General features: G+C 73.3%; 19 protein-coding genes and 1 riboswitch. Of the genes, 13 read left to right on the top strand and 6 right to left on the bottom strand.

The genetic code is table 11. The annotated features are described in order from the left end of the window. Positions 1-37 precede the first annotated feature (37 nt). Positions 38-1,099, top strand: coding sequence for an ABC transporter substrate-binding protein (locus HG542_RS19320; RefSeq protein WP_171083132.1), 1,062 nt, complete (start codon positions 38-40; stop codon positions 1,097-1,099). On the opposite strand, the gene HG542_RS19315 is transcribed toward HG542_RS19320, so the two are convergent. Further along, positions 1,063-2,007 carry a ferredoxin family protein gene (locus HG542_RS19315; protein ID WP_171083130.1) on the bottom strand — a complete coding sequence of 315 codons (945 nt, stop codon included), beginning with the start codon at positions 2,005-2,007 and terminating at the stop codon, positions 1,063-1,065. The genes HG542_RS19320 and HG542_RS19315 overlap by 37 nt on opposite strands. 44 nt (positions 2,008-2,051) lie before the next feature. Continuing rightward, positions 2,052-3,302, bottom strand: a complete 1,251-nt coding sequence (locus HG542_RS19310) for a citrate synthase (protein ID WP_171083129.1) — start codon at positions 3,300-3,302, stop codon at positions 2,052-2,054. A gap of 132 nt (positions 3,303-3,434) precedes the next feature. Here HG542_RS19310 and HG542_RS19305 point away from each other — a divergent pair, with 132 nt between their 5' ends. After that, positions 3,435-4,583 (top strand): citrate synthase, encoded by a 1,149-nt coding sequence (locus HG542_RS19305; protein ID WP_171083128.1) that lies wholly within the window; start codon positions 3,435-3,437, stop codon positions 4,581-4,583. Between the two features lie 29 nt (positions 4,584-4,612). Next, positions 4,613-5,644 carry a CobW family GTP-binding protein gene (locus tag HG542_RS19300; RefSeq protein WP_171083126.1) on the top strand — a complete coding sequence of 344 codons (1,032 nt, stop codon included), beginning with the start codon at positions 4,613-4,615 and terminating at the stop codon, positions 5,642-5,644. Positions 5,645-5,709: 65 nt separating this feature from the next. Here the strand turns inward: HG542_RS19300 and HG542_RS19295 are convergent, their stop codons facing one another. Then, the gene (locus HG542_RS19295; RefSeq protein WP_171083124.1) at positions 5,710-8,163 is read right to left on the bottom strand and encodes a DNA gyrase/topoisomerase IV subunit A; all 2,454 of its coding nucleotides are present in this window, start codon (positions 8,161-8,163) and stop codon (positions 5,710-5,712) included. 226 nt (positions 8,164-8,389) lie between these two features. Here HG542_RS19295 and HG542_RS19290 point away from each other — a divergent pair, with 226 nt between their 5' ends. From HG542_RS19290 to HG542_RS19275, 4 genes are all read left to right on the top strand, one after another. Continuing rightward, positions 8,390-9,751: a M16 family metallopeptidase gene (locus HG542_RS19290; protein ID WP_171083247.1), complete on the top strand. Its 1,362-nt coding sequence runs from the start codon at positions 8,390-8,392 to the stop codon at positions 9,749-9,751. 44 nt (positions 9,752-9,795) lie between these two features. Next, positions 9,796-11,163 carry a M16 family metallopeptidase gene (locus HG542_RS19285; RefSeq protein ID WP_171083245.1) on the top strand — a complete coding sequence of 456 codons (1,368 nt, stop codon included), beginning with the start codon at positions 9,796-9,798 and terminating at the stop codon, positions 11,161-11,163. Between the two features lie 205 nt (positions 11,164-11,368). Further along, positions 11,369-11,525: riboswitch (cyclic di-AMP (ydaO/yuaA leader) on the top strand. A gap of 13 nt (positions 11,526-11,538) precedes the next feature. Continuing rightward, entirely contained in the window at positions 11,539-12,342 is an 804-nt protein-coding gene (locus HG542_RS19280; RefSeq protein WP_171083123.1) for a M23 family metallopeptidase, read from the top strand. Between the two features lie 152 nt (positions 12,343-12,494). Beyond that, complete coding sequence (locus HG542_RS19275) at positions 12,495-13,211, top strand: GntR family transcriptional regulator (protein ID WP_171083121.1); 717 nt, start codon at positions 12,495-12,497, stop codon at positions 13,209-13,211. A 64-nt stretch (positions 13,212-13,275) separates the two neighbouring features. Here the strand turns inward: HG542_RS19275 and HG542_RS19270 are convergent, their stop codons facing one another. Then, positions 13,276-13,557, bottom strand: a complete 282-nt coding sequence (locus HG542_RS19270) for an HPr family phosphocarrier protein (protein ID WP_171083119.1) — start codon at positions 13,555-13,557, stop codon at positions 13,276-13,278. A 117-nt stretch (positions 13,558-13,674) separates the two neighbouring features. Between HG542_RS19270 and HG542_RS19265 the strand changes: the two genes are divergently transcribed. From HG542_RS19265 to HG542_RS19250, 4 genes are read left to right on the top strand one after another with little or no spacing between them, the layout of a single operon-like run. Continuing rightward, entirely contained in the window at positions 13,675-16,596 is a 2,922-nt protein-coding gene (locus HG542_RS19265) for a bifunctional acetate--CoA ligase family protein/GNAT family N-acetyltransferase (protein ID WP_171083117.1), read from the top strand. 58 nt (positions 16,597-16,654) lie between these two features. Continuing rightward, positions 16,655-17,242 carry a DUF5998 family protein gene (locus tag HG542_RS19260; protein WP_171083115.1) on the top strand — a complete coding sequence of 196 codons (588 nt, stop codon included), beginning with the start codon at positions 16,655-16,657 and terminating at the stop codon, positions 17,240-17,242. Then, positions 17,242-18,450, top strand: a complete 1,209-nt coding sequence (locus tag HG542_RS19255) for an alkaline phosphatase family protein (protein ID WP_171083114.1) — start codon at positions 17,242-17,244, stop codon at positions 18,448-18,450. Before HG542_RS19260 ends, HG542_RS19255 begins: the two co-directional genes overlap by 1 nt. Positions 18,451-18,505: 55 nt before the next feature. Beyond that, positions 18,506-19,168, top strand: a complete 663-nt coding sequence (locus HG542_RS19250) for a thymidine kinase (protein ID WP_171083112.1) — start codon at positions 18,506-18,508, stop codon at positions 19,166-19,168. A gap of 12 nt (positions 19,169-19,180) precedes the next feature. Here HG542_RS19250 and HG542_RS19245 read toward each other — a convergent pair whose 3' ends face one another. Further along, complete coding sequence (locus HG542_RS19245; RefSeq protein ID WP_171083110.1) at positions 19,181-19,975, bottom strand: VOC family protein; 795 nt, start codon at positions 19,973-19,975, stop codon at positions 19,181-19,183. Positions 19,976-20,257: 282 nt separating this feature from the next. On the opposite strand from HG542_RS19245, the gene HG542_RS19240 reads away from it, so the two are divergent. Continuing rightward, positions 20,258-21,094, top strand: coding sequence for a sulfurtransferase (locus HG542_RS19240; protein WP_171083108.1), 837 nt, complete (start codon positions 20,258-20,260; stop codon positions 21,092-21,094). A gap of 261 nt (positions 21,095-21,355) precedes the next feature. Here the strand turns inward: HG542_RS19240 and sepH are convergent, their stop codons facing one another. After that, positions 21,356-22,408: a septation protein SepH gene (gene sepH, locus HG542_RS19235; protein ID WP_171083106.1), complete on the bottom strand. Its 1,053-nt coding sequence runs from the start codon at positions 22,406-22,408 to the stop codon at positions 21,356-21,358. A 349-nt stretch (positions 22,409-22,757) separates the two neighbouring features. Between sepH and HG542_RS19230 the strand changes: the two genes are divergently transcribed. Next, the gene (locus tag HG542_RS19230; protein ID WP_171083104.1) at positions 22,758-23,711 is read left to right on the top strand and encodes a hypothetical protein; all 954 of its coding nucleotides are present in this window, start codon (positions 22,758-22,760) and stop codon (positions 23,709-23,711) included. Positions 23,712-23,725 lie beyond the last annotated feature (14 nt).

Below are 23,725 nucleotides of genomic sequence, written 5' to 3'. Positions count from 1 at the left end.
CAACTGCCACCGACTTTCTGACCGTGAGGAACGTGTGATGCGTACGTTCGGCAAGTGCACCAAGGTATCCGCGGCGGCCGTCGCGGGGGTGATGTGTCTCGCGCTGTCCGGCTGCGCCGACGACGCGTCGGCCGGCAGCAACAAGGCGGGCAACGAGGCGCTCAAGGGCGACGCCGTCAAGATCATGGTGGGCGGCCTGGACAAGGTGATCTACCTGCCGGTGGTGCTCACCCAGCAGCTGGGCTACTTCGAGAAGGAGGGCCTGACGGTCAAGCTGCTGACCGAGCCGGCCGGCGTGCAGGCCACGACCTCGCTCGTCTCCGGCGACGTGCAGGGCGCGGTCGGCTTCTACGACCACACCCTCGACCTCCAGGCCAAGGGCAAGCAGGTGGAGTCCGTGGTCCAGCTCGCCCAGACGCCGGGCGAGGTGGAGCTCGTCTCCAAGAAGGCGGCGTCCGAGATCGGTTCGCCGAAGGACTTCAAGGGCAAGAAGCTCGGGGTGACCGGACTCGGGTCCTCCACCGACTTCCTGACGAAGTATCTGGCGGTGAAGAACGGGCTGACCACCAGCGACATCACCCCGGTCGCCGTCGGTGCGGGGCAGACCTTCCTCGCCGCACTGCAACAGGGCTCCATCGACGCCGGCATGACCACCGACCCGACCGTCGCCCAGGCCGTCGCCAAGGACCTCGGCACGGTGCTCGTCGACATGCGCACCCCCGAGGGCTCGCGCGCGGCGCTCGGAGGGCTCTACCCGTCGTCGAGCCTCTACATGAACACGAGTTGGGTGAACAACAACAAGGACACCGTCCAGAAGCTGACCAACGCCCTGGTGAAGACCCTCAAGTGGATGTCCGGGCACTCGCCCGAGGAGATCGCGGCGAAGATGCCCGAGGACTACGCGAAGGGCGGCAAGGACCTCTACGTCAAGTCCATCGCGAGCACCCTGCCGATGTTCACCAAGGACGGCGTGATGCCCGCCGACGGGCCGAAGACCGTCATGGAGGTCCTCAAGTCCTTCAACCCCGCCGTCAAGGGCGCCTCGGTCGACCTGGAGAAGACCTACACCACGGAGTTCGCCAAGAAGGCTGCCGGCTGAGACCCGCCGAGCGGGGCGACGGACACGACGTCCATCCGGGCCGGCGAGCCCGGTGCCTTGCCGCAGCTCTCGGGGCGCGGCGGCTCGGCCGCGCCCTGTTCGACGACGGCCTGCCAGGCGCGGCCGTCGGTGTGGGCGACGGTGACGGTCCAGCGGGGAGCGGCGCCCTCGGTGGCCGTGACGTCCAGGGCGTCCGCACGTTCCTCGCCGGTCAGGTCGCGGACGGCCAGCTCGGCGGCCTGGGCGGGCCGCTCCCAGGCGGAGCGGCCCCGGCAGCCCGTGGTCGCGACGCGGCCGTCGCGGGCCGCCTCCAGGGCCTCCTTGACGTCCTGCGCGGTGGCCCGCCCGTACGCGTAGCCGTGGGGGAGCACCATGAGGGTCGGGGCGAAGCGGTGGCCGCCGAGGTGGGTGATCTCCCAGACCTCGCCGCAGTCCGAGGCGGCCAGCTCCGCGGCGAGCGGTCGGCCGAGCAGGGCGCAGCAGCGGTCGCGTCGGCCGTTGGTGCACACGAGGGCGAGCGGGTCGCCCTCGTACGGCTCCCACAGCCCGCCGTGCCGGCCCGCGCCGAGCGCCGCGAAGTCCAGGCCGGGCAGCTGCGCGGGGTCCGTGATGTCCGCTGTCCGGATCCAGGAGTTCCCGGGTGCGGTGTGGGCGGCGAAGACGCGCCGCCCGGCGGGGTGGTGGCAGTCGGCGTGCCGTCCGGGGCGGCGGATCAGTGCGATCCGCACGCCGGTGCCCGCGGCGGCCTCGTCCAGGGCGCGGGCGACGGCCGGGTCGAGGTGGCTGGAGGCGAGCGCGTCGGAGCCCCACGGCCCGGGCTGCTCGATCAGCAGCCAGGTACGGGCGGTGGCGGCCGTGCCGGCCAGGGGTTCGGCCAGGAGGCGGGAGGCGCTCGCGCAAGTGCTCACGTAGGTGAGCCTAACCTGGCCCGGCGGAGTTGCCGCATCGGCCCTCAGGGCAGCGGCTGCGGGGGCCGGGGCCCGCAGTACTCGCCGGACGGGCGCAGCCGCATCGGGCGTTCCGCGTACTCCTCCAGCGCGTGGGCGATCCACCCCGCGGTGCGGGCCACCGCGAACACCGTTTCCCCCGCCTCGGGCGGCATGCCCGCGGAGACGGACAGGACGGCGAGCGCGAGGTCCACGTTGGCGTGCAGGGGCGTGTGCCGGGCGGTGGTCGCCTCCACCTCGCGGGCCGCGGCCAGGGCCTGCGCCGCGGCGGGCACGGACTCCAGCCGGGTGAACAGCGCCTGCGCCCGCGGGTCCGGCCCCGGGTAGAGCCGGTGGCCGAGCCCCGGCACCCGTCGGCCGCCGCGCAGGTGGTCCGCCACCACCGCGGCCGCGCTGCCCCGCTGCAGCACCTCGGTGAGCATCCGGTGCGCCAGACCGCTGGCCGCGCCGTGCAACGGGCCGTCGAGGGCGCCGAGCCCGGCCGAGACGACGGCGTACGGGTGGGCCTGCGCCGATGCCGCCACCCGCGCCGCCAGCGTCGACGTGGCGAGGTCGTGGTCGATGAGCAGCACAAGTGCCGCTTCCAGCACGGCAAGTGACGCCTCGTCAGCTGTCTGAGTGCTCAGCCGCGACCACAGCCGCCAGGCGAGGCGCCCGTCGCCGCGGTGCGGCTGCCCGGCGGGCGGCAGCGCGTCGACCAGCGTCGGGATCAGACCGCGGGCGGTGCCCAGGACCGCCTCGGGCGACAGGTCGAAGCGCAGCGGGTCGGCCGCCGCGGCGGCGATCGCGGCCACCCGCAGGCGGTCGACGGTCCCGCTGTGCGCGGGCAGCGCCGCCACCGCGCTGCGGGCGGCGGCCAGCGTCTCGGCGGGGGACGTGAACCGGATGCCGTGGTGCAGCTCCCCGGTCCACAGCCAGTCGGCGACCTCCTCGTAGCCGTACCGCTCCGCGAGCGCGGTCGCGTCCACGCCGCGGTAGTGATGCCGGTCCGCGGTGATGAGGGTGACGCCCGTGCGGATCGCGCTCTCGCTGCCGAAGGAGGGCTCGCGGCGAGTGCCGCCGCGGCGCACCAGCGCCTCGACCTCGCGCGGGTCGAAGGTGCTGCCCCTGCCGCCCGGACCGCGGCGGGCGGTGAGCCGGCCCCGGCTCACATACGCGTAGACCGTCTCGGGCTTCACCCCGAGCCGCTCGGCGACCTCGCGCGTGGTCAGCCGCTCCCTGTCCGGGAGTTCCGGCGCCGTCCCCTGATCCACCATGCGCCCACGGTAGTCCATGCGTTGATATTGATTCAATCAATATTGACATCGACTTAGTCAAGCATGGACAGTCGCCACATCACGTCAAGGGAGCAAGTTCGAGGAAGCTTCGAGGAAGCAAGGAGGCATGGGATGACCCTCACCGAGGTGCCCCGCGGGCTCGCGGGCGTCGTCGTCACCGACACCGCCCTGGGCGACGTCCGGGGCCAGGAGGGCTTCTACCACTACCGGCAGTACTCGGCCGTCGAGCTCGCGCAGAGCCGCACGTTCGAGGACGTCTGGCATCTGATGTTCCACGGCCGGCTGCCCGACGCGGCGGAGTCCGCGGCCTTCGCGGCACGCACCGCCGCGCTGCGCCGGCTCCCCACGGACGTCCGCGCGGCCCTGCCCGGCATCGCCCGCGCCTGCGCCACGGCGGGGCCGCTCGCCGGACTGCGCGCAGCGCTTCCGCTGCTCGGCGGCGCCCACGGGATGCGCCCGCTGTACGACATCGGCCCCGCCGAGCGCTCCACCGACGCCCTGGCCGCCTGCGCCGCCGTGCCCGTACTGCTCACCGCGCTGCACCGGCTGGGCCGCGGCCTGGAGCCCGTCGAACCGCGCGACGACCTCCCGTACGCCGCCAACTACCTGTACATGCTCACCGGCGAGGAGCCGGACGCGCGGCGCGCCCGCGCCGTCGAGCAGTATCTGATCTCCACCGTCGACCACGGCTTCAACGCCTCGACCTTCACCGCCCGCGTCATCGCCTCCACCGGAGCCGACCTCGCCGCCTGCCTGTGCGGCGCGGTCGGCGCCCTGTCCGGCCCGCTGCACGGCGGCGCCCCCAGCCGGGCCCTGGACACCCTGGACGCCATCGGCACCCCCGACCGCATCGGCCCCTGGGTCCGCGAACAGGTGCTCGCCGGCGGGCGGATCATGGGCTTCGGGCACCCCGTCTACCGCACCGAGGACCCGCGCTCGCGGATGCTGCGCGGCATCGCGCAGGAATTCGGCGGCCCGCTCGTGGAGTTCGCCGTCGAGGTCGAGCGGCAGGTCGAGGAGGTCCTGGCGGAGCTCAAGCCGGGCCGCGAACTGCACACCAACGTGGAGTTCTACGCCGGTGTCGTCATGGAGCTGTGCGGGCTGCCCCGGGAGATGTTCACCCCGACGTTCTGTGCGGCCCGGATGGTCGGCTGGAGCGCCAATATCCTGGAGCAGGCGGAGGACTCGAAGATCATCCGCCCGGCGGCCCGCTATGTCGGCCCGCCCCCGCCGCAGCCGGTGCCCGCCGTGCTCGGCTGACGACGCCCGCGCGACGAGGAGGCGCCCCCGTGGCCAAGCGACAGATCCCGGTCATCGTGCTCGCAGGATTTCTGGGATCGGGCAAGACCACCCTGCTCAACCACCTGCTGAGCAGAAGCGGGGGCAGCCGGATCGGCGCGGTCGTCAACGACTTCGGCAAGATCGAGATCGATGCCATGAGCATCGCCGGCCAGGTCGACTCCATGGTCTCGCTCGGCAACGGCTGCCTGTGCTGCGCCGTGGACACCAGCGAACTGGACGGGTTCCTGGAGAAGCTGGCCCGCCCGTCCGCCCGCCTCGACGTCATCGTCATCGAGGCCAGCGGACTGGCCGAGCCGCAGGAGCTCATCCGTATGATCCTCGCCAGCGAGAACCGGAACATCGTCTACGGCGGCCTGGTCGAGGTGGTCGACGCGGCGGAGTTCGAGCGCACGCGGGCCACCCACCCCGAGCTGGACCGGCACGTGGCCATCGCCGACCTCGTGGTCCTCAACAAGGCGGACCGGGTCGCGGACGAGGCCCGCGACCGGCTCCTGGAGACGCTGGGCGAGCTGAGCCCCGGCACCCCCGTCGTCCCGGCCTCCTACGGGCGCATCGACCCCGAGCTGCTCTTCGACCGCAAGCCGCGCGAGGACCACCTGGAGGCGGTCCGGCAGCTGTCCTTCGAGGACCTCTGCCATGGGGACCACGACCACGACGGCCATCTTCACGCGGCCTACGAGAGCGTGGAGTTCGTCTCCGAGGAGCCGATGCACCCGCGCCGGCTGATGGAGTTCCTCGACAGCAGGCCGAAGGGGCTGTACCGGATCAAGGGCTTCGTCCACTTCGGGATACCCGGCCACCGGCAGCGCTTCACCGTCCACGCCGTGGGCGATTTCCTCCGTTTCTACCCCTCGCCGTGGGCGCGCGGGGAGCAGCGCCTCACCCAACTGGTGATGATCGGTCGGGGTGTTGACGCCGTGTCCCTGCGGGAGCGGCTGGACTCCTGCCGGAACCGCAGCGCGGAGCAGAACGCCGACCCCAACAGCATGTGGGGCGTTCTGCGGTACGCGCAGTCCTGACCGCCTGTGGTTGCTCGCGCGGTTCCCCCGCGCCCCTTTATGGGGCGCGGAGTACGGGCGCGGTCCTACACCGGCCCCGCCACCGACGCCACCGGCTTCGTGAGCGGGACGCCCGAGCCGTCGCGGCGCGGGTCGAGGGGCGGCAGCTCCGAGGGGGTGCCGTTGGCCTGTGCGGCGCGGGCCGGTGTGGGGCCCGCCCAGGCCAGGACCAGGCAGTCCTCGCCCTTCAGGAACCGCTGGCAGCGCACGCCGCCCGTCGCCCGCCCCTTGCGCGGGTACTGGTCGAAGGGCGTCAGCTTCGCCGAGCCCACCGATGCCGCGCCGGGCAGGCCCCCGCGGGCGCCGGCCACCGTGAACACCACCGCGTCCTCCGCGGGGTCGACGGCCGTGAACGAGATGACCTTCGCGCCGGACGACAGCTTGATGCCCGCCATGCCGCCCGCCGGCCGGCCCTGCGGCCGGACCTGGGAGGCCTGGTAGCGCAGCAGCTGGGCGTCGTCGGTGAGGAAGACCAAGTCCTCCTCGCCCGTGCGCAGTTCGACCGCGCCGACGATGCTGTCGCCCTCCTTGAGCGTGATGACCTCCAGCTCGTCCTTGTTCGCGGGGTAGTCGGGGACCACGCGCTTGACGACGCCCTGTTCCGTGCCGATCGCCAGGCCGGGCGAGGATTCGTCCAGTGTGGTCAGACACACCACCCGCTCGTCGTCCTCCAGCGACAGGAACTCGGAGATCTGGGCCCCGCCCGAGAGGTTCGGTGCGGCCGCCGTCTCCGGCAGCTGGGGCATGTCGATGACCCGCAGCCGCAGCAGCCGGCCGGCCGAGGTGACCGCGCCGACCTCGCCCAGGGCCGTCGCCGGGACCGCCGAGACGATCACGTCGTGCTTGACGCGCTTGGCCTCCTCGCCCGCGAACGGCTCGCCCGTGGCCGTACGGGCCAGCAGGCCCGTCGAGGACAGCAGGACGCGGCACGGGTCGTCCGCCACCTGCAGCGGCACCGCGGCCGCCGGCGCGCCCGCCGACTCCAGCAGCACCGTGCGCCGGTCGGTGGCGAACTTCTTGGCCACCTCGGCCAGTTCGGCGGAGACCAGCTTGCGCAGCTCGGCGTCGGACTCCAGGATCCGGGTGAGCTCCTGGATCTCGTGGGTGAGCTTGTCCCGCTCCGCCTCCAGCTCGATCCGGTCGAACTTGGTCAGACGGCGCAGCGGAGTGTCGAGGATGTACTGGGTCTGCACCTCGGAGAGCGAGAAACGTTCGATGAGTGAGGCCTTCGCCTCCGCGGCGTTCTCGCTCGATCGGATGATTCTGATGACCTCGTCGATGTCGACGAGCGCCACCAGCAGTCCCTCGACCAGGTGCAGCCGGTCGCGCCGCTTGCCGCGCCGGAACTCGCTGCGCCGGCGGACTACCTCGAAGCGGTGGTCGACATAGACCTCCAGGAGCTCCTTGAGGCCCAGCGTCAGCGGCTGGCCGTCGACCAGCGCCACGTTGTTGATGCCGAAGGACTCCTCCATCGGCGTCAGCTTGTAGAGCTGCTCCAGCACGGCCTCGGGGTTGAAGCCGTTCTTGATCTCGATGACGAGCCGCAGGCCGTGGGCGCGGTCGGTGAGGTCCTTCACATCGGCGATGCCCTGGAGCTTCTTGGAGCCGACCAGGTCCTTGATCTTGGAGATGACCTTCTCCGGGCCGACCGCGAAGGGCAGTTCGGTGACGACCAGGCCCTTGCGGCGGGCCGTCACGTTCTCCACGGAGACAGTGGCACGCATCTTGAACGTGCCGCGGCCCGTCTCGTACGCGTCGCGGATGCCGCTCAGGCCCACGATCCGGCCGCCGGTGGGCAGGTCCGGGCCGGGGATGTACCGCATCAGGGTCTCGAGGTCGGCGCCCGGGTGCTTGATCAGGTGCCGGGCGGCGGCGATGACCTCGCCCAGGTTGTGCGGGGGCATGTTCGTCGCCATGCCGACCGCGATCCCGGACGAGCCGTTGACCAGCAGGTTGGGGTAGGCGGCGGGGAGGGCGACGGGCTCCTGCTCGCTGCCGTCGTAGTTCGGCGCGAAGTCGACGGTGTCCTCGTCGATCGATTCCGTCATCAGCGACGAGGGCGCCGCCATGCGGGCCTCGGTGTAACGCATCGCCGCGGGCGGGTCGTCGTTGCCCAGCGAACCGAAGTTGCCGTGGCCGTCGACCAGGGGCAGCCGCATCGAGAAGGGCTGCGCCATGCGCACCAGGGCGTCGTAGATCGAGGCGTCGCCGTGCGGGTGGAGCTTGCCCATCACCTCGCCGACGACGCGGGCGCACTTCACGTGGCCCCGCTCGGGGCGCAGGCCCATCTCGTTCATCTGGAAGAGGATGCGGCGCTGGACGGGCTTGAGTCCGTCGCGGGCGTCGGGCAGGGCGCGGGAGTAGATGACGGAGTAGGCGTACTCGAGGAAGGAGCCCTGCATCTCGTCGACGACGTCGATGTCGAGGATGCGCTCCTCGAACTCTTCCGGCGGCGGGGTCTTCGTGCTGCGGCGGGCCATCGCGGCTGCGGCTCCTTCGATCGGTTTGCCGGGGCGGGTGTGCTGACGCGGACCATTGTGGACCGCGCCACCGACAACGCCGACCGCGACCCGTCCGCAGGGAGTGAGCGGTCGGGGAACTTCGCCAGAAGGCGACGCGCTTGCATACAGTGACAGGACTGTTCATCACGCGCGCCGCCGCGAGGCACCGCGGGATTTTCGAGCAATCGAAGGGACGTACATGCCCATGGGTCACACGGCCACGCAACAGGCCGGTTCCGGCGGCCTGAAAGCGACCGAGCACCGCCTGGCCAACGGCCTGCGGGTGGTGCTCTCCGAGGATCATCTGACCCCGGTCGCCGCCGTCTGCCTCTGGTACGACGTCGGTTCGCGCCACGAGGTCAAGGGCCGCACCGGGCTCGCCCACCTCTTCGAGCACCTCATGTTCCAGGGCTCCGCCCAGGTCAAGGGCAACGGTCACTTCGAGCTGGTGCAGAACGCGGGCGGCTCGCTCAACGGCACCACCAGCTTCGAGCGCACCAACTACTTCGAGACGATGCCCGCCCACCAGGTCGAGCTGGCCCTGTGGCTGGAGGCCGACCGGATGGGCTCGCTGCTGGCCGCCCTGGACGACGAGTCCATGGAGAACCAGCGCGACGTCGTCAAGAACGAGCGCCGCCAGCGCTACGACAACGTCCCCTACGGCACGGCGTTCGAGAAGCTGACGGCCCTGGCCTACCCCGAGGGCCACCCCTACCACCACGTGCCCATCGGCTCCATGGCCGACCTGGACGCCGCCTCCCTGGAGGACGCCCGCGCGTTCTTCCGCACGTACTACGCGCCCGGCAACGCCGTGCTGGCGGTCGTCGGCGACATCGACCCGGAGCAGACGCTCGCCTGGATCGAGAAGTACTTCGGCTCGATCCCCGCGCACGACGGCAAGCAGCCCCCGCGCGACGGCTCCCTGCCCGACACCATCGGCGAGGAGCTGCGCCAGGTCGTGGAGGAGGATGTTCCGGCCCGCGCGCTGATGGCCGCCTACCGGCTGCCGCACGACGGCACGCGCGAGTGCGACGCCGCCGACCTGGCGCTGACCATCCTGGGCGGCGGCGAGTCGTCCCGCCTGCACAACCGCCTGGTGCGCCACGACCGCTCGGCCGTCGCCGCCGGCTTCGGCATCCTGCGGCTGGCCGGTGCGCCCTCGCTCGGCTGGCTGGACGTCAAGGCCTCCGGAGGCTTCGAGGTGCCCGCGATCGAGGCGGCCGTCGACGAGGAGCTCGCCCGCTTCGCCCTGGAGGGTCCGACCCCCGAGGAGATGGAGCGCGCGCAGGCCCAGCTGGAGCGCGAGTGGCTGGACCGGCTGGCCACCGTCAGCGGCCGGGCCGACGAACTGTGCCGCTTCGCCGTGCTGTTCGGCGACCCGCAGCTCGCCCTGACCGCCGTGCAGCGCGTCCTGGAGATCACCCCCGAGGAGGTGCAGGCGGTCGCCAAGGCCCGGCTGCACCCGCAGAACCGCGCCGTGCTCGTCTACGAGCCCACCGGCCAGGCCGGCGGCGAGGCCGACGAGACCGCAGACGCACCCGCAACCGAAAGCGAGACGGACCGGTGAGCGACACCGCAGCCGTGAACGGCACGGACACCGCAGCACCCACGATGCAGTTCCACCCGCAGCCCGCGCCGGGCAGGGCGACCCCCTGGGCCTTCCCCGCCCCCGAGCGCGAGGCGCTGCCCAACGGTCTGACCGTGCTGCGCTGCCACCGCCCGGGCCAGCAGGTCGTCGCCGTCGAGGTGCACCTGGACGCGCCCCTGGACGCCGAGCCCGAGGGCCTCGACGGCGTGGCCACGATCATGGCCCGGGCCTTCACCGAGGGCACCGACAAGCTCAGTGCCGAGGAGTTCACGGCCGAACTGGAGCGCTGCGGCGCCACGTTGGACTCGCACGCCGACCACCCCGGCGTCCGGCTCTCCCTGGAGGTGCCCGCCTCCCGGCTGGCCAAGGCCCTCGGCCTGCTCGCCGACGCCCTGCGCGCCCCGGCCTTCCCCGACGACGAGGTCGAGCGCCTCGTGGCCAACCGCCTGGACGAGATCCCGCACGAGCTCGCCAACCCCGCCCGCCGGGCCGCCATGGCGCTCTCCGCGGAGCTCTTCCCGGCCGGCTCCCGGATGTCCCGGCCCCGCCAGGGCACCCAGGAGACCGTCGAGCGCATCGACGCCGCCGCCGTGCGCGCCTTCTACGAGGCCCACGTGCGCCCGGCCGCCGCCACCGTCGTGGTCGTCGGCGACTTCACCGGCGTCGACCTTGACCAGGCCCTCGCCGGCACGCTCGGCGCGTGGACCGGCTCCGCCGCCGAGCCGCGGCCCGTGCCGCCGGTCGTGGGGGACGACACCGGCCGCGTGGTGATCGTGGACCGCCCCGGCGCCGTCCAGACCCAGCTGCTCATCGGCCGCACCGGCCCGGACCGGCACGACCGCGTCTGGCCGGCCCAGGTGCTCGGCACCTACTGCCTCGGCGGCACCCTCACCTCGCGCCTGGACCGCGTCCTGCGCGAGGAGAAGGGCTACACCTACGGCGTACGCGCCTTCGGCCAGGTCCTGCGCTCCGGGCCGGACGGGGCGGGCGCCGCCATGCTGGCCATCAGCGGCTCGGTGGACACCCCCAACACCGGCCCCGCGCTGGAGGACCTCTGGACGGTGCTGCGCACCCTCGCGGCGGAGGGCCTGACGGAGGCCGAGCGGGACGCGGCCGTGCAGAACCTCGTCGGCGTCGCACCGCTGAAGTTCGAGACGGCTGCCGCCGTCGCGGGCACGCTGGCGGACCAGGTCGAGCAGCACCTGCCGGACGACTTCCAGGCGCGGCTGTACGAACGCCTCGCGGACACCGGCACGGTGGAGGCCACGGCGGCCGTCGTGAGCGCCTTCCCGGCCGACCGTCTGGTGACCGTCCTCGTCGGCGACGCGGCACAGATCGAGGAGCCGGTCCGGGCGCTGGGCATCGGCGACGTGACCGTGATCCCTGCCTGACGAACCGTCAGAAAGCGGCAGACGGAGGGAGGCGCGTGGGTCCGCAGGGGCCCGCGTGCCTCCCTTATGTCCAATTTCAGGCAGAGGTTGCATGTTGATGGTGTGGCGTACGTCATAAAACCCGCCTTCTGTTTGCCGTTCGAATCTGACGGCGATTAGCGTCGGGGCGGCAGTCCGTCAGACCGGAACCGCAACCGCGGTTCCCGGACCGCCATCGCCGAGTCCCCGTACGGCGCGAGCCAGGGGAGCCGGGGAACCACCGTTCCCTTGGGGTGAATCGGGTCCCTCTCACGAGGGAGCCGTAGGAGACCTTCCTGCTCCGAACCCGTCAGCTAACCCGGTAGGCGAGAAGGAAGGAAAGGAAAAAGCCGCAGCATGGCGTTCACCCGTCCCACCGGGAAGCACCGCCGTCCGAGCCGCGCCGTCCGTACCGGCGCCAACATCGCGGGCATAGCCACCCTCACCGCAGGTGGCGTGGTCGCAGGCTTCGCCGCCCCGGCGATGGCCGCCGCGGACGAAGCACACCGCACCGAGGACACCGGCCTCACCCAGGCCATCGTGATGAGCGACGCCATCTCCGGCAACGTCGACGCCCAGGCCGAGACCCAGCGCAGCGCGGCCGACGAGGCCAGCGTCCGGCAGCAGGCCGAGAAGGACGCCAAGCAGCGGGCCGCCGAGGCCACGAAGCACGCCGCGGAGGCCCAGCGCAAGGCCGACGCCGAGCGCGCCGAGAAGGAGCGCGCCGCCCGCGACGAGGAGCGCAAGCGCCTCAACCTCTTCGTGATGCCGATCGAGGGCTCCTACGTCTCCACCCCGTACAAGGCCTCCAGCGGCCTCTGGTCCTCCGGCAGCCACACCGGCGTCGACTTCCATGCGGAGTCGGGCACTTCGGTGCACGCCGTGGGCGCGGGCACCATCGTCGAGGCGGGCTGGGGCGGCGCCTACGGCAACAACATCGTCATCAAGATGAACGACGGCACGTACACCCAGTACGGCCACCTGTCGTCCATCGGCGTCTCCGTCGGCGACACGGTCACCGCCGGTCAGCAGATCGGCCTCTCCGGCGCCACCGGCAATGTCACCGGGCCGCACCTGCACTTCGAGGCCCGTACGGCCCCGACCTACGGCTCGGACATCGACCCGGTCGCCTACCTGCGTTCCCACGGCGTCAGCCTGTAACGGCCTGCTCCGCAGACTTTCGGGACCCCGGCTCCGGCCGGGGTCCTTTGCGTCGGTGTGCACGTCGGTGTGCGGTCCGGCTGGCCAAAACAGATCCATGGCGGCAGCGGCACCATCGGAAACCGGATGTGATTGCCATAGAGTCGCCGGACATGAACGGTGACGGCGGAGGGGCGCGCGAGGGCGGCCGCATTTCCACGCATGCGGTCTGCACCGCGATCCGTGACGACATCGTTTCCGGCACTTTCCCGCCCGGCAGCCGGCTCATCGAGGAACTCCTCGCCCGCCGTTACGGCGTCTCCCGGGTCCCCGTGCGCGAGGCCCTGCGCACGCTGGCCTCCGAGGGGTTCGTCAACACCCGCCGGCACGCCGGGGCGTGCGTGGCCGAGCCGACCGCCCAGGAGGCCGCCGACCTGCTCGAAGTGCGGGCCCTGCTGGAGCCGTTGGGTGCCGCGCGGGCCGCACAGCGGCGCACGGAGGCACATCTGAAGGTGCTGCGCGGCCTCGTGCGCCTCGGCCAGGAGCGGGTGCGCGCCGGGCGCACCGGTGAACTGCGGCCGCTGGCCGACTGGTTCGACGAGACCCTCGCCCAGGCCTCCTGCAGCCCGAGCCTCATCACGCTGCTCACCCAGCTGCGCCGCAAGATCGCGTGGATGTACGCGGCCGAGCCGCCGGTGCATCCGGCGGAGACCTGGGAGGCGTACGGGGCCCTGGTGGACGCGGTCGCCCGCGGTGACGCGGAGCGGGCCCGCGCGCTGGCCGCCGCCCGCACGGACCGGGCGCCGGGTGCCTACCGGCTGAGACGGCCGGTGCGGCAGGCCGTGCCGGGCGCGAAACCGTCCGCGAGCACGGCCGGCGTACGCACCTAGGCGACAGTGGGGCCGCGGCCGCCTCACCCGGCGGCCGCGGCCCCACTGCAGGGAAACCGGCGGATCAGACGGTCTCGGGGAGCTCCTCGAGACCCTCGGCGACCAGCTTGGCCAGACGGTCGAGCGCGGCCTCGGCACCGTCCGCCTCGGAGGCCAGGACGAGCTCCTCGCCACCCTGGGCGCCCAGGCCGAGCACGGCCAGCATCGAGGCGGCGTTGACGGGGTTCCCGTCCGCCTTGGCGACGGTCACGGGGACGCCGGCGGCGGTCGCCGCACGGACGAAGATCGACGCCGGGCGGGCGTGCAGGCCCTCGGCCCAGCCGACGTTTACGCGGCGCTCAACCATGGTGTTGCCCTTCGAGTCGTGAGCGGTTGTCTAGACCAGTGTCGCACGGGCCGCGCGGTGCTCGGACGCACCGGTCGCGTCGGTCGCGTTGTCAGGGCTCCGCCGTACTCTGGCCCCATGCAGACGCCGTCCGAGCACGCGTACCCGACGCACTGGGAAGCCGATGTCGTGCTGCGCGACGGCGGCACCGCGCAGATCCGCCCCATCACCGCCGACGACGCGCAGCGCCTGGTCAGCTTCTACGAACAGGTCTCGGACGAGTCCAAGTACTACCGCTTCTTCGCCCCGTACCCCCGGCTCTCCGACCGGGACGTGCACCGCTTCACCCACCACGACTACGTGGACCGCGTCGGCCTCGCCGCCACCGTCCACGGCGACTTCATCGCCACCGTGCGCTACGACCGCGTGCCCGCGTCCGGCGCCACCGACGAGGCCGAGGTCGCCTTCCTCGTCCAGGACGCCCACCAGGGCCGCGGCGTCGCCTCCGCCCTCCTGGAGCACATCGCGGCCGTCGCGCGCGAGCGCGGGATCCGGCGCTTCACGGCCGAGGTGCTGCCGGCCAACACGAAGATGATCAAGGTCTTCACGGACGCGGGCTACACCCAGAAGCGCAGCTTCGAGGACGGTGTCGTGCGCCTCGAACTCGACCTGGAGCCCACCGACCGCTCCCTCGCCGTCCAGCGCGCCCGCGAGCAGCGCGCCGAGGCCCGCTCCGTCCAGCGCCTCCTCGCCCCCGGCTCCGTCGCCGTCGTCGGCACCGGCCGCGAGCCCGGCGGCATGGGCCGCACCGTCCTGCGCAACCTGCTCGCGGGCGGCTTCACCGGGCGCACGTACGCGGTCAACCACGCCTTCCCCGAAGGGCTTTCGAAGCTGGAGCCCGAGGGCGTCCCCGCCCACCGGTCGGTGCGCGGCATCGCGGAGCCGGTCGACCTGGCGGTCGTGGCCGTGCCGGCGGAGCAGGTGCCGTCCGTCGTGGCCGACTGCGGGGAGCACGGGGTGCAGGGCCTCGTCGTCCTCTCCGCCGGGTACGCCGAGAGCGGCCCCGAGGGCCGCGAGCGGCAGCGCGAGCTGGTCCGGCAGGCCCGCTCGTACGGGATGCGGATCGTCGGGCCCAACGCCCTCGGCCTGCTCAACACCGCCGGGGACGTCCGGCTCAACGCCTCCCTCTCGCCCGAACTCCCCGCCGCCGGGCGGCTGGGGCTCTTCAGCCAGTCCGGCGCCATCGGCATCGCCCTGCTGGGCGGGCTGCACCGGCGCGCCGCCGGGCTGGTCGGCATCTCCACCTTCGTCTCCGCCGGGAACCGGGCGGACGTCTCCGGCAACGACTTCCTCCAGTACTGGCACGACGACCCGGAGACGGACGTCGTCCTGATGTACCTGGAATCCATCGGCAACCCCCGCAAGTTCACGCGCCTGGCCCGGCGCACCGCCGCCCGCAAGCCGGTCGTGGTCGTGAAGGGCGCCCGGCACGGCGCCTCCGCCCCCGCCGGGCACACGGTGCCCACCACCCGCATCCCCGACGCCACCGTCTCCGACCTGCTGCGGCAGGCGGGCGTCATCCGCGTCGACACCGTCACGGAACTGGCCGACACCGGCCTGCTGCTCGCCTCCCAGCCCCTCCCCGAGGGCCCGCGCGTGGCCATCCTGGGCAACTCCGAGTCCCTCGCCCTCCTCACCTACGACTCCTGCCTCACCGAGGGCCTGCGGCCGCTGCCCCCGCGCGACCTGACCACTGCCGCCGCACCGGACGACTTCCGCACGGCCCTGTCCGCGGCCCTGGCGGACCCGGCCTGCGACGCGGCGGTCGTCACCGCCATCCCCTGGGTCGGCGACATGTCCGCGGGTGACCTGGCGGAGGCCGTACGCGAGGCGGCGGCCGCCGCCCCCGTCGCGAAGCCGGTCGCGGTCGTCCACCTGGAAATCCCGGGCCTGGCCGAGGCGTTGGCGGCTCCGCCGGGGGAAGGGGCGGCGCCGGAGCCGGGCTCGCCGGGGTGCGGCCGGGTGCCGGAGGCCGATGGCCGCCGCGGCGTGCGGGCGGCGTCCGCGGCCGGACCGGCCGACGGCGTGCCGTGTTCCTCCGACGACGGCCGCCCCGTGGCTGCGACAACGGTGCCCGGCACCTGCGCCACCGATCCGGCGCAGGCCGTCCGTGCGGACCGGTCCGCACGGATACCCGCCTACCCCGCCGCCGAGCGTGCCGTCCGGGCGCTCGCGGAGGCGGTGCGGTACGCGCGGTGGCGGCGGCAGGCCGCCGAGCCGGGGCGGGTGCCGGAGTTCGAGGACGTCGACGAGGCGGGGGCCGCCGCCGACATCGAGGTGCTGCTCGAGGCGCACGGGGCCGACGCGGAGCGGGCCGTCACCCTCTCCGCCGCCGACACCCAGCGCCTCCTGGCGCGCTACGGCATCGCCGTGCTGCCCGCCCTGCCCGCGCCGGACCCGGAGACCGCCGTCCGCGCCGCGCAGCGCCTCGGCTTTCCCGTCGCCCTCAAGCCGACCGCCCCGCACCTGCGGCACCGCGCCGACCTCGGTGGTGTCCGGCTGGATCTGGGCGGCGAAGCGGAACTGCGCCGCGCCTACGCCGAGTTGACCGGGCTGTTCGGCCCGGGCGAGGAGTCCCGGCTCGTCGTGCAGGCGATGGCGCAGCGCGGCGTCGACACGGTGGTCCGGGCCGCCATCGACCCCGCCGCCGGAGCCGTGCTCTCCTTCGGCCTGGCCGGTGCCCCGTCCCTGCTGCTCGGGGACACCGCCCACCGGCTGATCCCCGCCACCGACCGGGACGCCGCCGAGATCGTCCGCTCGATCCGCACGGCCCCGCTGCTCTTCGGCTGGCGCGGCGCCGCCCCGGTGGACACCGCCGCCCTGGAGGAGCTGCTGCTGCGCGTCTCACGGCTGGTCGACGACCACCCCGAGGTCGTCGGCGCGGACCTGGAGCCCGTGATCGTCGCCCCGCGCGGGGTGCACGTCCTGGGCGCCTCCCTCCGGCTCGCCCGGCCGCCCGCCCGGACGGACCTCGGGCCGCGCAGTCTGCCGCACTACTGACGCCCGTCGACGGCAAGGGCCCGGCGGCCGGGCCCCGTACGCCCCGTAGGATGGGCGTATGGCGAAGACCGGTACGACGACCCAGGGGCTGCGCGCAGCCATTGAGCGCAGCGGCTACTACCCGGCCCTCGTGGCCGAGGCGGTGGAGGCCGCCGTGGGCGGGGAGCCGGTCGTGTCGTACCTGGTCCACCAGGAGACGACCTTCGACGCGAACGAGGTCCGCCGCCATGTGACGGTCCTCGTCCTCACGGGCACCCGCTTCATCGTCAGCCACACCGACGAGCAGGCCGCCGACAACACCTCGCCCTCGCCGTACGCCACCACGTCGACGGAGTCCGTCAAGCTCGACCGGATCTCCTCGGTCGTGGTCAGCCGTGTCGTCGCCAACCCCGAGTCGTACACCCCGGGCATGCTGCCCCGCGAGGTCGTCCTGACCATCGGCTGGGGCGCGGTCTCCCGCATCGACCTGGAGCCCGCCGCCTGCGGCGACCCCAACTGCGATGCCGACCACGGCTACACCGGTTCCTCCACCGCCGACGACCTGAGCCTGCGGGTCAGCGAGGCGGGTGACGGCCCGGACAGCGTCCGCCAGACCCTCGCCTTCGCCCAGGCCCTGTCCGAGGCGACCGCGGTGACCGCCCGCTGATGCATCAGCCGACCACCGCGGGATCCGGCTGGCACGAGCCGGTCCTGCTCGACCCCCGCACCGCCCCGCTGCCGCGCTACGGCACGGGCGCGCTCGCGGACCTGCTGCCGGCCGTCGCGTCCGGCATGGGCGTGCCCGGGCTCTCGACGGGCATGGAACTGGCGCCCGCCGACCGGGTCTGCGTCTTCCTGATCGACGGACTGGGCTGGGAGCTGCTCCGCGCGCACCCGGACGAGGCACCGTTCCTGCACTCGCTGATGCCGAGTTCGATGAACGGCACCGGCGCGCCGATGACCGCCGGCTTCCCGTCCACCACGGCCACCTCGCTCGCCTCGGTGGGCACCGGCCTGCCGCCCGGCGCCCACGGCCTCGCGGGGTACACGGTCGCCGACCCGGGCACCGGGCAGCTGATGAACCAGCTGCGCTGGCGGCCGTGGACCGACCCGCACGTCTGGCAGCCGTACCCCACGGTCTTCCAGCTCGCCGACGCGGCCGGGGTCGCCACCTGCCAGGTCTCCGCACCGGACTTCCAGCACACCCCGCTGACGAAGATCGCGCTGAGCGGCGGCACCTTCCACGGCCGCCTCTCCGGCGAGGAGCGGATGGACTTCGCCGCCGACCGGCTGGCGGCCGCCGACCGCTCGCTCGTCTACACCTACTACAGCGAGGTCGACGGCAAGGGGCACCGCTTCGGCGTCGACTCGGACGAGTGGCGCGGGCAGCTGATGTACGTCGACCTGCTCGCCCAGCGGCTGGCCGACCAGCTGCCGCCCCGCTCGGCGCTCTACGTCACCGCCGACCACGGCATGATCGACATCCCGTTCGACCCGGAGTCGCGCATCGACTACGACGAGGACTGGGAGCTGCGCGCCGGCGTCGCCCTGCTGGGCGGCGAGGCCCGGGCCCGGCACGTCTACGCCGTGCCCGGCGCGGCTGCGGACGTGCTGGCCGTGTGGCGCGAGGTCCTCGGCGAGCAGATGTGGGTCGCCGGGCGCGACGAGGCCATTGAGGCCGGGTGGTTCGGGCCGCCGGGCACGGGCGTCGACGACCGGGTGTACGCGCGCATCGGCGACGTGGTCGCCGCCGCGCGCGACGACGTCGCGATCGTCGCCACGGAGACCGAGCCCAACGAGTCCGCGATGGTCGGGCTGCACGGCTCGATGACGCCAGTCGAACAGCTCGTACCGCTGCTCGAAGTGCGCTCCTGATTTCCCCGCACCCCAACGCTTTTTTCCCCACGACCGAAAGGCAGTCGGCCTTCCCATGCCCGAGCTGGTGTTCTTCTCCGGAACCATGGACTGCGGAAAGAGCACCCTCGCTCTGCAGATCGAGCACAACCGCTCGGCGCGCGGCCTGGAGGGCCTGATCTTCACCCGCAACGACCGCGCGGGCGAGGGCAAGCTGTCCTCCCGGCTCGGCCTCGTCACCGACTCGGTGGAGGCGGGCGAGGGGTTCGACTTCTACGCGCACGTCGTGGGCGTGCTGTCCGCGGGCGGCCGGGCCGACTACGTCATCGCCGACGAGGCGCAGTTCCTCGACCCCGAGCAGATCGACCAGCTGGCCAGGATCGTCGACGACCTCGAACTCGACGTCTTCGCCTTCGGCATCACCACCGACTTCCGCACCCGGCTCTTCCCCGGCTCCCGGCGGCTGGTCGAACTCGCCGACCGGATAGAGGTCCTCCAGGTCGAGGCCCTGTGCTGGTGCGGGGCGCGGGCCACCCACAACGCCCGTACGGTGGGCGGGCAGATGGTGGTGGAGGGCGCGCAGGTCGTCGTCGGCGACGTCAACCAGCCGCAGGCGGAGGTGGGTTACGAGGTGCTGTGCCGGCGCCACCACCGCCGCCGGATGACGGCGGCCGCGGCCCATGCCGCCGCCCTCTCGCCCGACGTGCTTCCGGTGGACCCCGACGGGCCGTCCGCCTGACGGTCCGCACGGTCAGCGGCCGGACTGCAGCAGGGTGAACACCGCGCCCTCGGGATCCTCGACCGCGGCCTGCCGTCCCGCAGGGCCGCGGTGCGGGGCCTCGTCGATCCGTCCGCCCAGCTCCACGACCCGGCGGGCGGCGGCGTCGACGTCCGTCACCTCGAAGTACGTCATCCACAGCGGCATCCGCAGCCCCGGGCCCGCACTGCGGATCGCCGCGACCGGGCGGCCGTCCAGATGCAGGGTGAGCATGTCGGACTCCAGGCCTCCCGAGGCCTTGGTCTCGTAGCCGAACAGCGACTGGTAGAACTTGACCACGCTGGTGCCCTGATGGGTCACCAGTTCGTGCCAGACCGGGACGCCCGGCGTGCCCGCGGGGCCGTGGCCCACCAGGTTCTGGCCCTGCCAGACGCCGAAGAGCGCACCGGCCGGGTCGGACGCCAGCACCAGCCGCCCGGCGTCGTCCGCGGCCAGCGGGCCCACGCCGACCGTCCCGCCGCAGCAGCGGATCCACTCCGCGGCGGCGTCCGCATCGTCGCTCGCCAGATAGGTGGTCCAGGCGATGCGGAGTTGACGGTCCGGCGGCAGCTCGCCGATGCCGGCCACGTCGCGTCCGTCGATCGTTGCACGTACGTACGGGCCCAGTTGACGCGGACCCGGGTTGTAGTAGTCCCAGCCGAACAGGCCGCTGTAGAAGTCCTTCGTGGCCTCCAGGTCGTGCACCAGGAGGCTGGTCCAGCACGGCGTGCCCGGTGTGAGCCGGGTCTCCTCCTCGCGGCTCTCGGAGAATCCCCATACCTCGGTCATCGTCACTCTCTCCTCGGCCCATTCGCGGCGGCAGCGCGACCGCGGCGGTCCGCGGCTCGCGGGGGTGGTACGGGACGGTGCCCGACCAGATGCTTGCACCACCCGTCGCGGCGCGCTCCCCGGCCGCGCCGAATGTCACGGGTTCGCGCAGGAGAATGCCCGAAATCGCGTTTCGCTTCCGTTTCCGAGGCATTGCCGTCCAGTATCTGTCCGTCAGGCGCCGTCCCGCCAGGGGGCCATGAGGCGTAGAGACCTCCGGTCCGGTGCGCCAGGATGGTGGCCATGGATGCGATCATCACGGCAAGCGGGTGGGCGGACGAGGCGGCGGGGGAGCGGCCGCCGACGCTCCTGGACATCCGCTGGGAACTGACCGCCGCGACGGCGGGGCGCGAAGCGTACGGCGCCGGGCACCTGCCCGGCGCCGTCTTCGTGGACCTGGACGCCGAACTCGCGGGCCCTCCCGGGCCGCAGGGCCGTCATCCGCTCCCGGATCTCGGGGTGTTCGGTGCCGCCATGCGCCGGGCCGGGGTCTCCGCGGACCGGCCGGTCGTCGTGTACGACGGCGGCCAGGGGTGGGCCGCGGCGCGTGCCTGGTGGCTGCTGCGCTGGGCGGGGCACCCGGACGTCCGCGTCCTCGACGGCGGCGTCGCCACGTGGACCGCGGCCGGCGGTGCGCTGACGACCGAGGTCCCGGTGGTGCCGGAGGGCGACTTCGTGCCCCGGCCCGGGGCGCTGCCCGTGCTCGACGCGGACGGTGCGGCGGCGCTGGCACGCCGGGGCGTGCTGCTGGACGCGCGGGCGGGGGAGCGGTACCGGGGCGAGGTGGAGCCGGTCGACCCGGTCGCCGGGCACATCCCCGGCGCGGTCTCGGCGCCGACGACGGAGAACGTGGCCGCGGACGGGCGTCTCCGCCCCGCGGCGGAACTCGCCGCGCGTTTCGCCGCGCTGGGCGCCGGCCCGGACGCCGAGGTCGGCGTCTACTGCGGCTCGGGCGTCTCGGCCGCCCATGAACTCCTGGCCCTGACCGTGGCCGGGGTGCCGGCGGCGCTGTACGTGGGCTCCTGGAGCGAGTGGTCGGCCGCGGGCCGGCCGGTCTCGACGGGGGCCGAACGGGGCTGAGGGCCGGGGACGGCGCCGCCAACCGGCTGCCGCCCACCGGGCGGGGGCCGGTTGGGCACCGCCGGATTCCGCCGCGTCGGTTGCCCGCTTTTGATCCGCCGCAACGGCGAGGAGTCGGACAGGCCTGCCCGGCGGTGCCGAACCGGCGTCCGCCGATGGGCACAGCGGGGCACCCGCCTGCTTCTCCGCGCGGCTCAGCCCGGTGGTGCCGGACCGGCAGCGGCCGGGCTCAGCCCCGTGGATCGGCCACCCGGCCGGAGGTCACTCCGGTTTCTTGCGCCGTGTGCCGAACACGATCTCGTCCCAGCTCGGCACCGCCGCCCGGCGCCCGGGGCGGACCCCGTCCGCCTCGGCCTGGCGGTCCGTGGTGCCGACGAGCCGTTCACGATGCCCGGCCACGGAGCGCGGCATGAGCACGTCCGCATAGGCGGACCCCGCACTGGCCGCCGGGGCCGGCGGCTCCGCCGCCTCCGGTTCGTCCGCCGGCGGCTCGGGCGCGGCGGACGGCGGCTCCGGAACGACCATGTCGCCCCGGAAGCTGGGCACCGCTTCGAGCAGGCTCGTCAGGGAGTCCCGCTCCTTCTCCGGCGGAGCCTCCGGCGCGGCCCCGGCATCCGCGTCCGACGCGGATGCCGGCTGGCGGTCCAGCGGCCGGTCCCGCGGCAGCCGTGCGATGCGCGGCACGAAGGGGAAGCTCGGCTCGGGGGTGTCCTCGGCCTCGCCGATGAGCGCGCGCGCCTCGTCGTCCAGCGCCTGAACGATCCGGCGCGGCGGGTCGTACGTCCAGCTCGCCGCGCGCGGCTCGCCGGAGGCGCGGTAGACGAGGAGCACTTCCCAGGTGCCGTCGTCGCGCCGCCAGGAGTCCCACTGCGCGGTGTCCTTGTCGGCGCCGCGCACGATCAGCCGCTCGGCGACCGTCTCGCCCAGCTGCGGCCCGGTGCTCTCGCCGGGGCGGCGGACCGGCGTCTTGCGGGCCCGCTCCGCCATGAAGGCGCGCTCGGCGAGCACGGGGCCCTCGAAGCGCCGGACCCGCTCCACGGGGATGCCGGCGAGCTGGGCGACCTCCTCCGCCGACGCACCGGCCCTGATGCGGGCCTGGATGTCGCGGGGCCGGAGGTGGCTCTCCACCTCGATCTCGATCTGGCCCAGCCGAGCACGGTCGTTCCGCACGGCGGCGCGCAGCCGCTCGTCGATGGGAAGCGTGTACTCCGTGCTGTCCGCAGCCTTGAGCACCAGACGTGTGCCGTCGTTGGAGACTGCCACGACACGCAGTTCGGGCATGGGGACCTCCCGGGTGGTGCCTGCCGACGTCACCTGCGTCGCTGCTTCCGCTAGTCGAGTGTGGCCTGCCCGGGTAGCAGCCTGCCACAACATTGCCGAGTTGACGGGGCGAGAGCCGCCCGGGCCCCCTCCCGTTGGGTCCGGGCAGCCGGACGGGATATTGGGGCCAGGGCTCGTCACAGTACTCCATTCGGGCCACTGGGCGTGGATCGGCGCGCCAGCGAAGTTCTCGTGCCTCAAGGGAGTTGAGCGTGTCCCTCGCCCCGGAGGACGTTGCCGCAGGTGGCGAGGTTCACACAATCGCCCGATTCGGAACTGTTCGTTACCCTCGAATGTCCCTTCTAGCTGCAAGACGGCATGAAAGTACCGACAGAGGCGGGAGATGGACGACAAAGCCGAAAGTGAGGCAAAAGCCAAGGGCAAACGGCTGGACCTGAGCGTCGCACAGGTGGCCGGTAGCGCCCTTGCGGCGGTCATGGCCGCCATGCTCGCGGGCAAGCTCGGCGTCTATGGCACGGTGATCGGCGCCGGTGTCGTCAGCGTGGTCGCCACCACTGGTGGAACGGTCTTCCAGCACGTGTTCAGACGTACGGGCGAGCAGGTGCGGGAGGCGACGGTCCAGGCCGCCAGGCCCAGGGCCCGGCAGGTTCCGGCCCGGGACGGCCGGCAGGACCTCGACCGCACCCAGCTCCTCGGCCAGGTCGACGCGACGCAGCCCGGGGCGCACGCCGGTGCGCGCCCCGGCGCGCAGGACACGGCGTACATCGATCACTACTCCGAGGAATACACGGACGGCACAACGCACGGCACCAGGCTGCGCGGCTGGAAGCGCACGATGCTCGCCACCGGTGCGATCTTCGTGCTGGCGATGGGCACCGTGACCGCCGTCGAGCTGGTCTCGGGCTCCACCGCGGACGGCAGCGACGGCACCACGGTCAGCCGGATCTTCAACCCGGGTTCGGACACCAAGAAGCAGGACCCGGGCCCGTCGAAGCCGTCCCAGCACCGTCCGCAGGACGACGCGGGCGAGGACGGACAGGGCGCCGGCACACCGTCCCCCGACGCCTCCCCGCAGGGCGGCGGTTCGGGCAAGCAGAGCCCGGGGCCGACGCCCACGCCGTCCTCCGGCGGCTCCTCGCCCTCGCCGCAGCAGCCGACCCCCGGCCCCAGCGGCTCCCAGGGCGGCGGCAAGGGCGACGACGGCAAGAGCGGCGGCACGACCGGCGGCCAGGGCACCGGCGGCGGCCAGGGCGGCGCGAGCCCGCCGCCCGCCCAGGGGCAGAACGCCGCGGCCGGGGTGGCCGGAACGGGCACGAGCCCGAACCCGGTCTCCTAGGGCCGTAGAGCCTC

This window comes from Streptomyces morookaense, assembly GCF_013030945.1.
Lineage (GTDB): Bacteria > Actinomycetota > Actinomycetes > Streptomycetales > Streptomycetaceae > Streptomyces > Streptomyces morookaensis.
The sequence above is the reverse complement of the archived record's forward strand: the minus strand, read 5'-3'. Positions and strand labels throughout refer to the sequence as shown.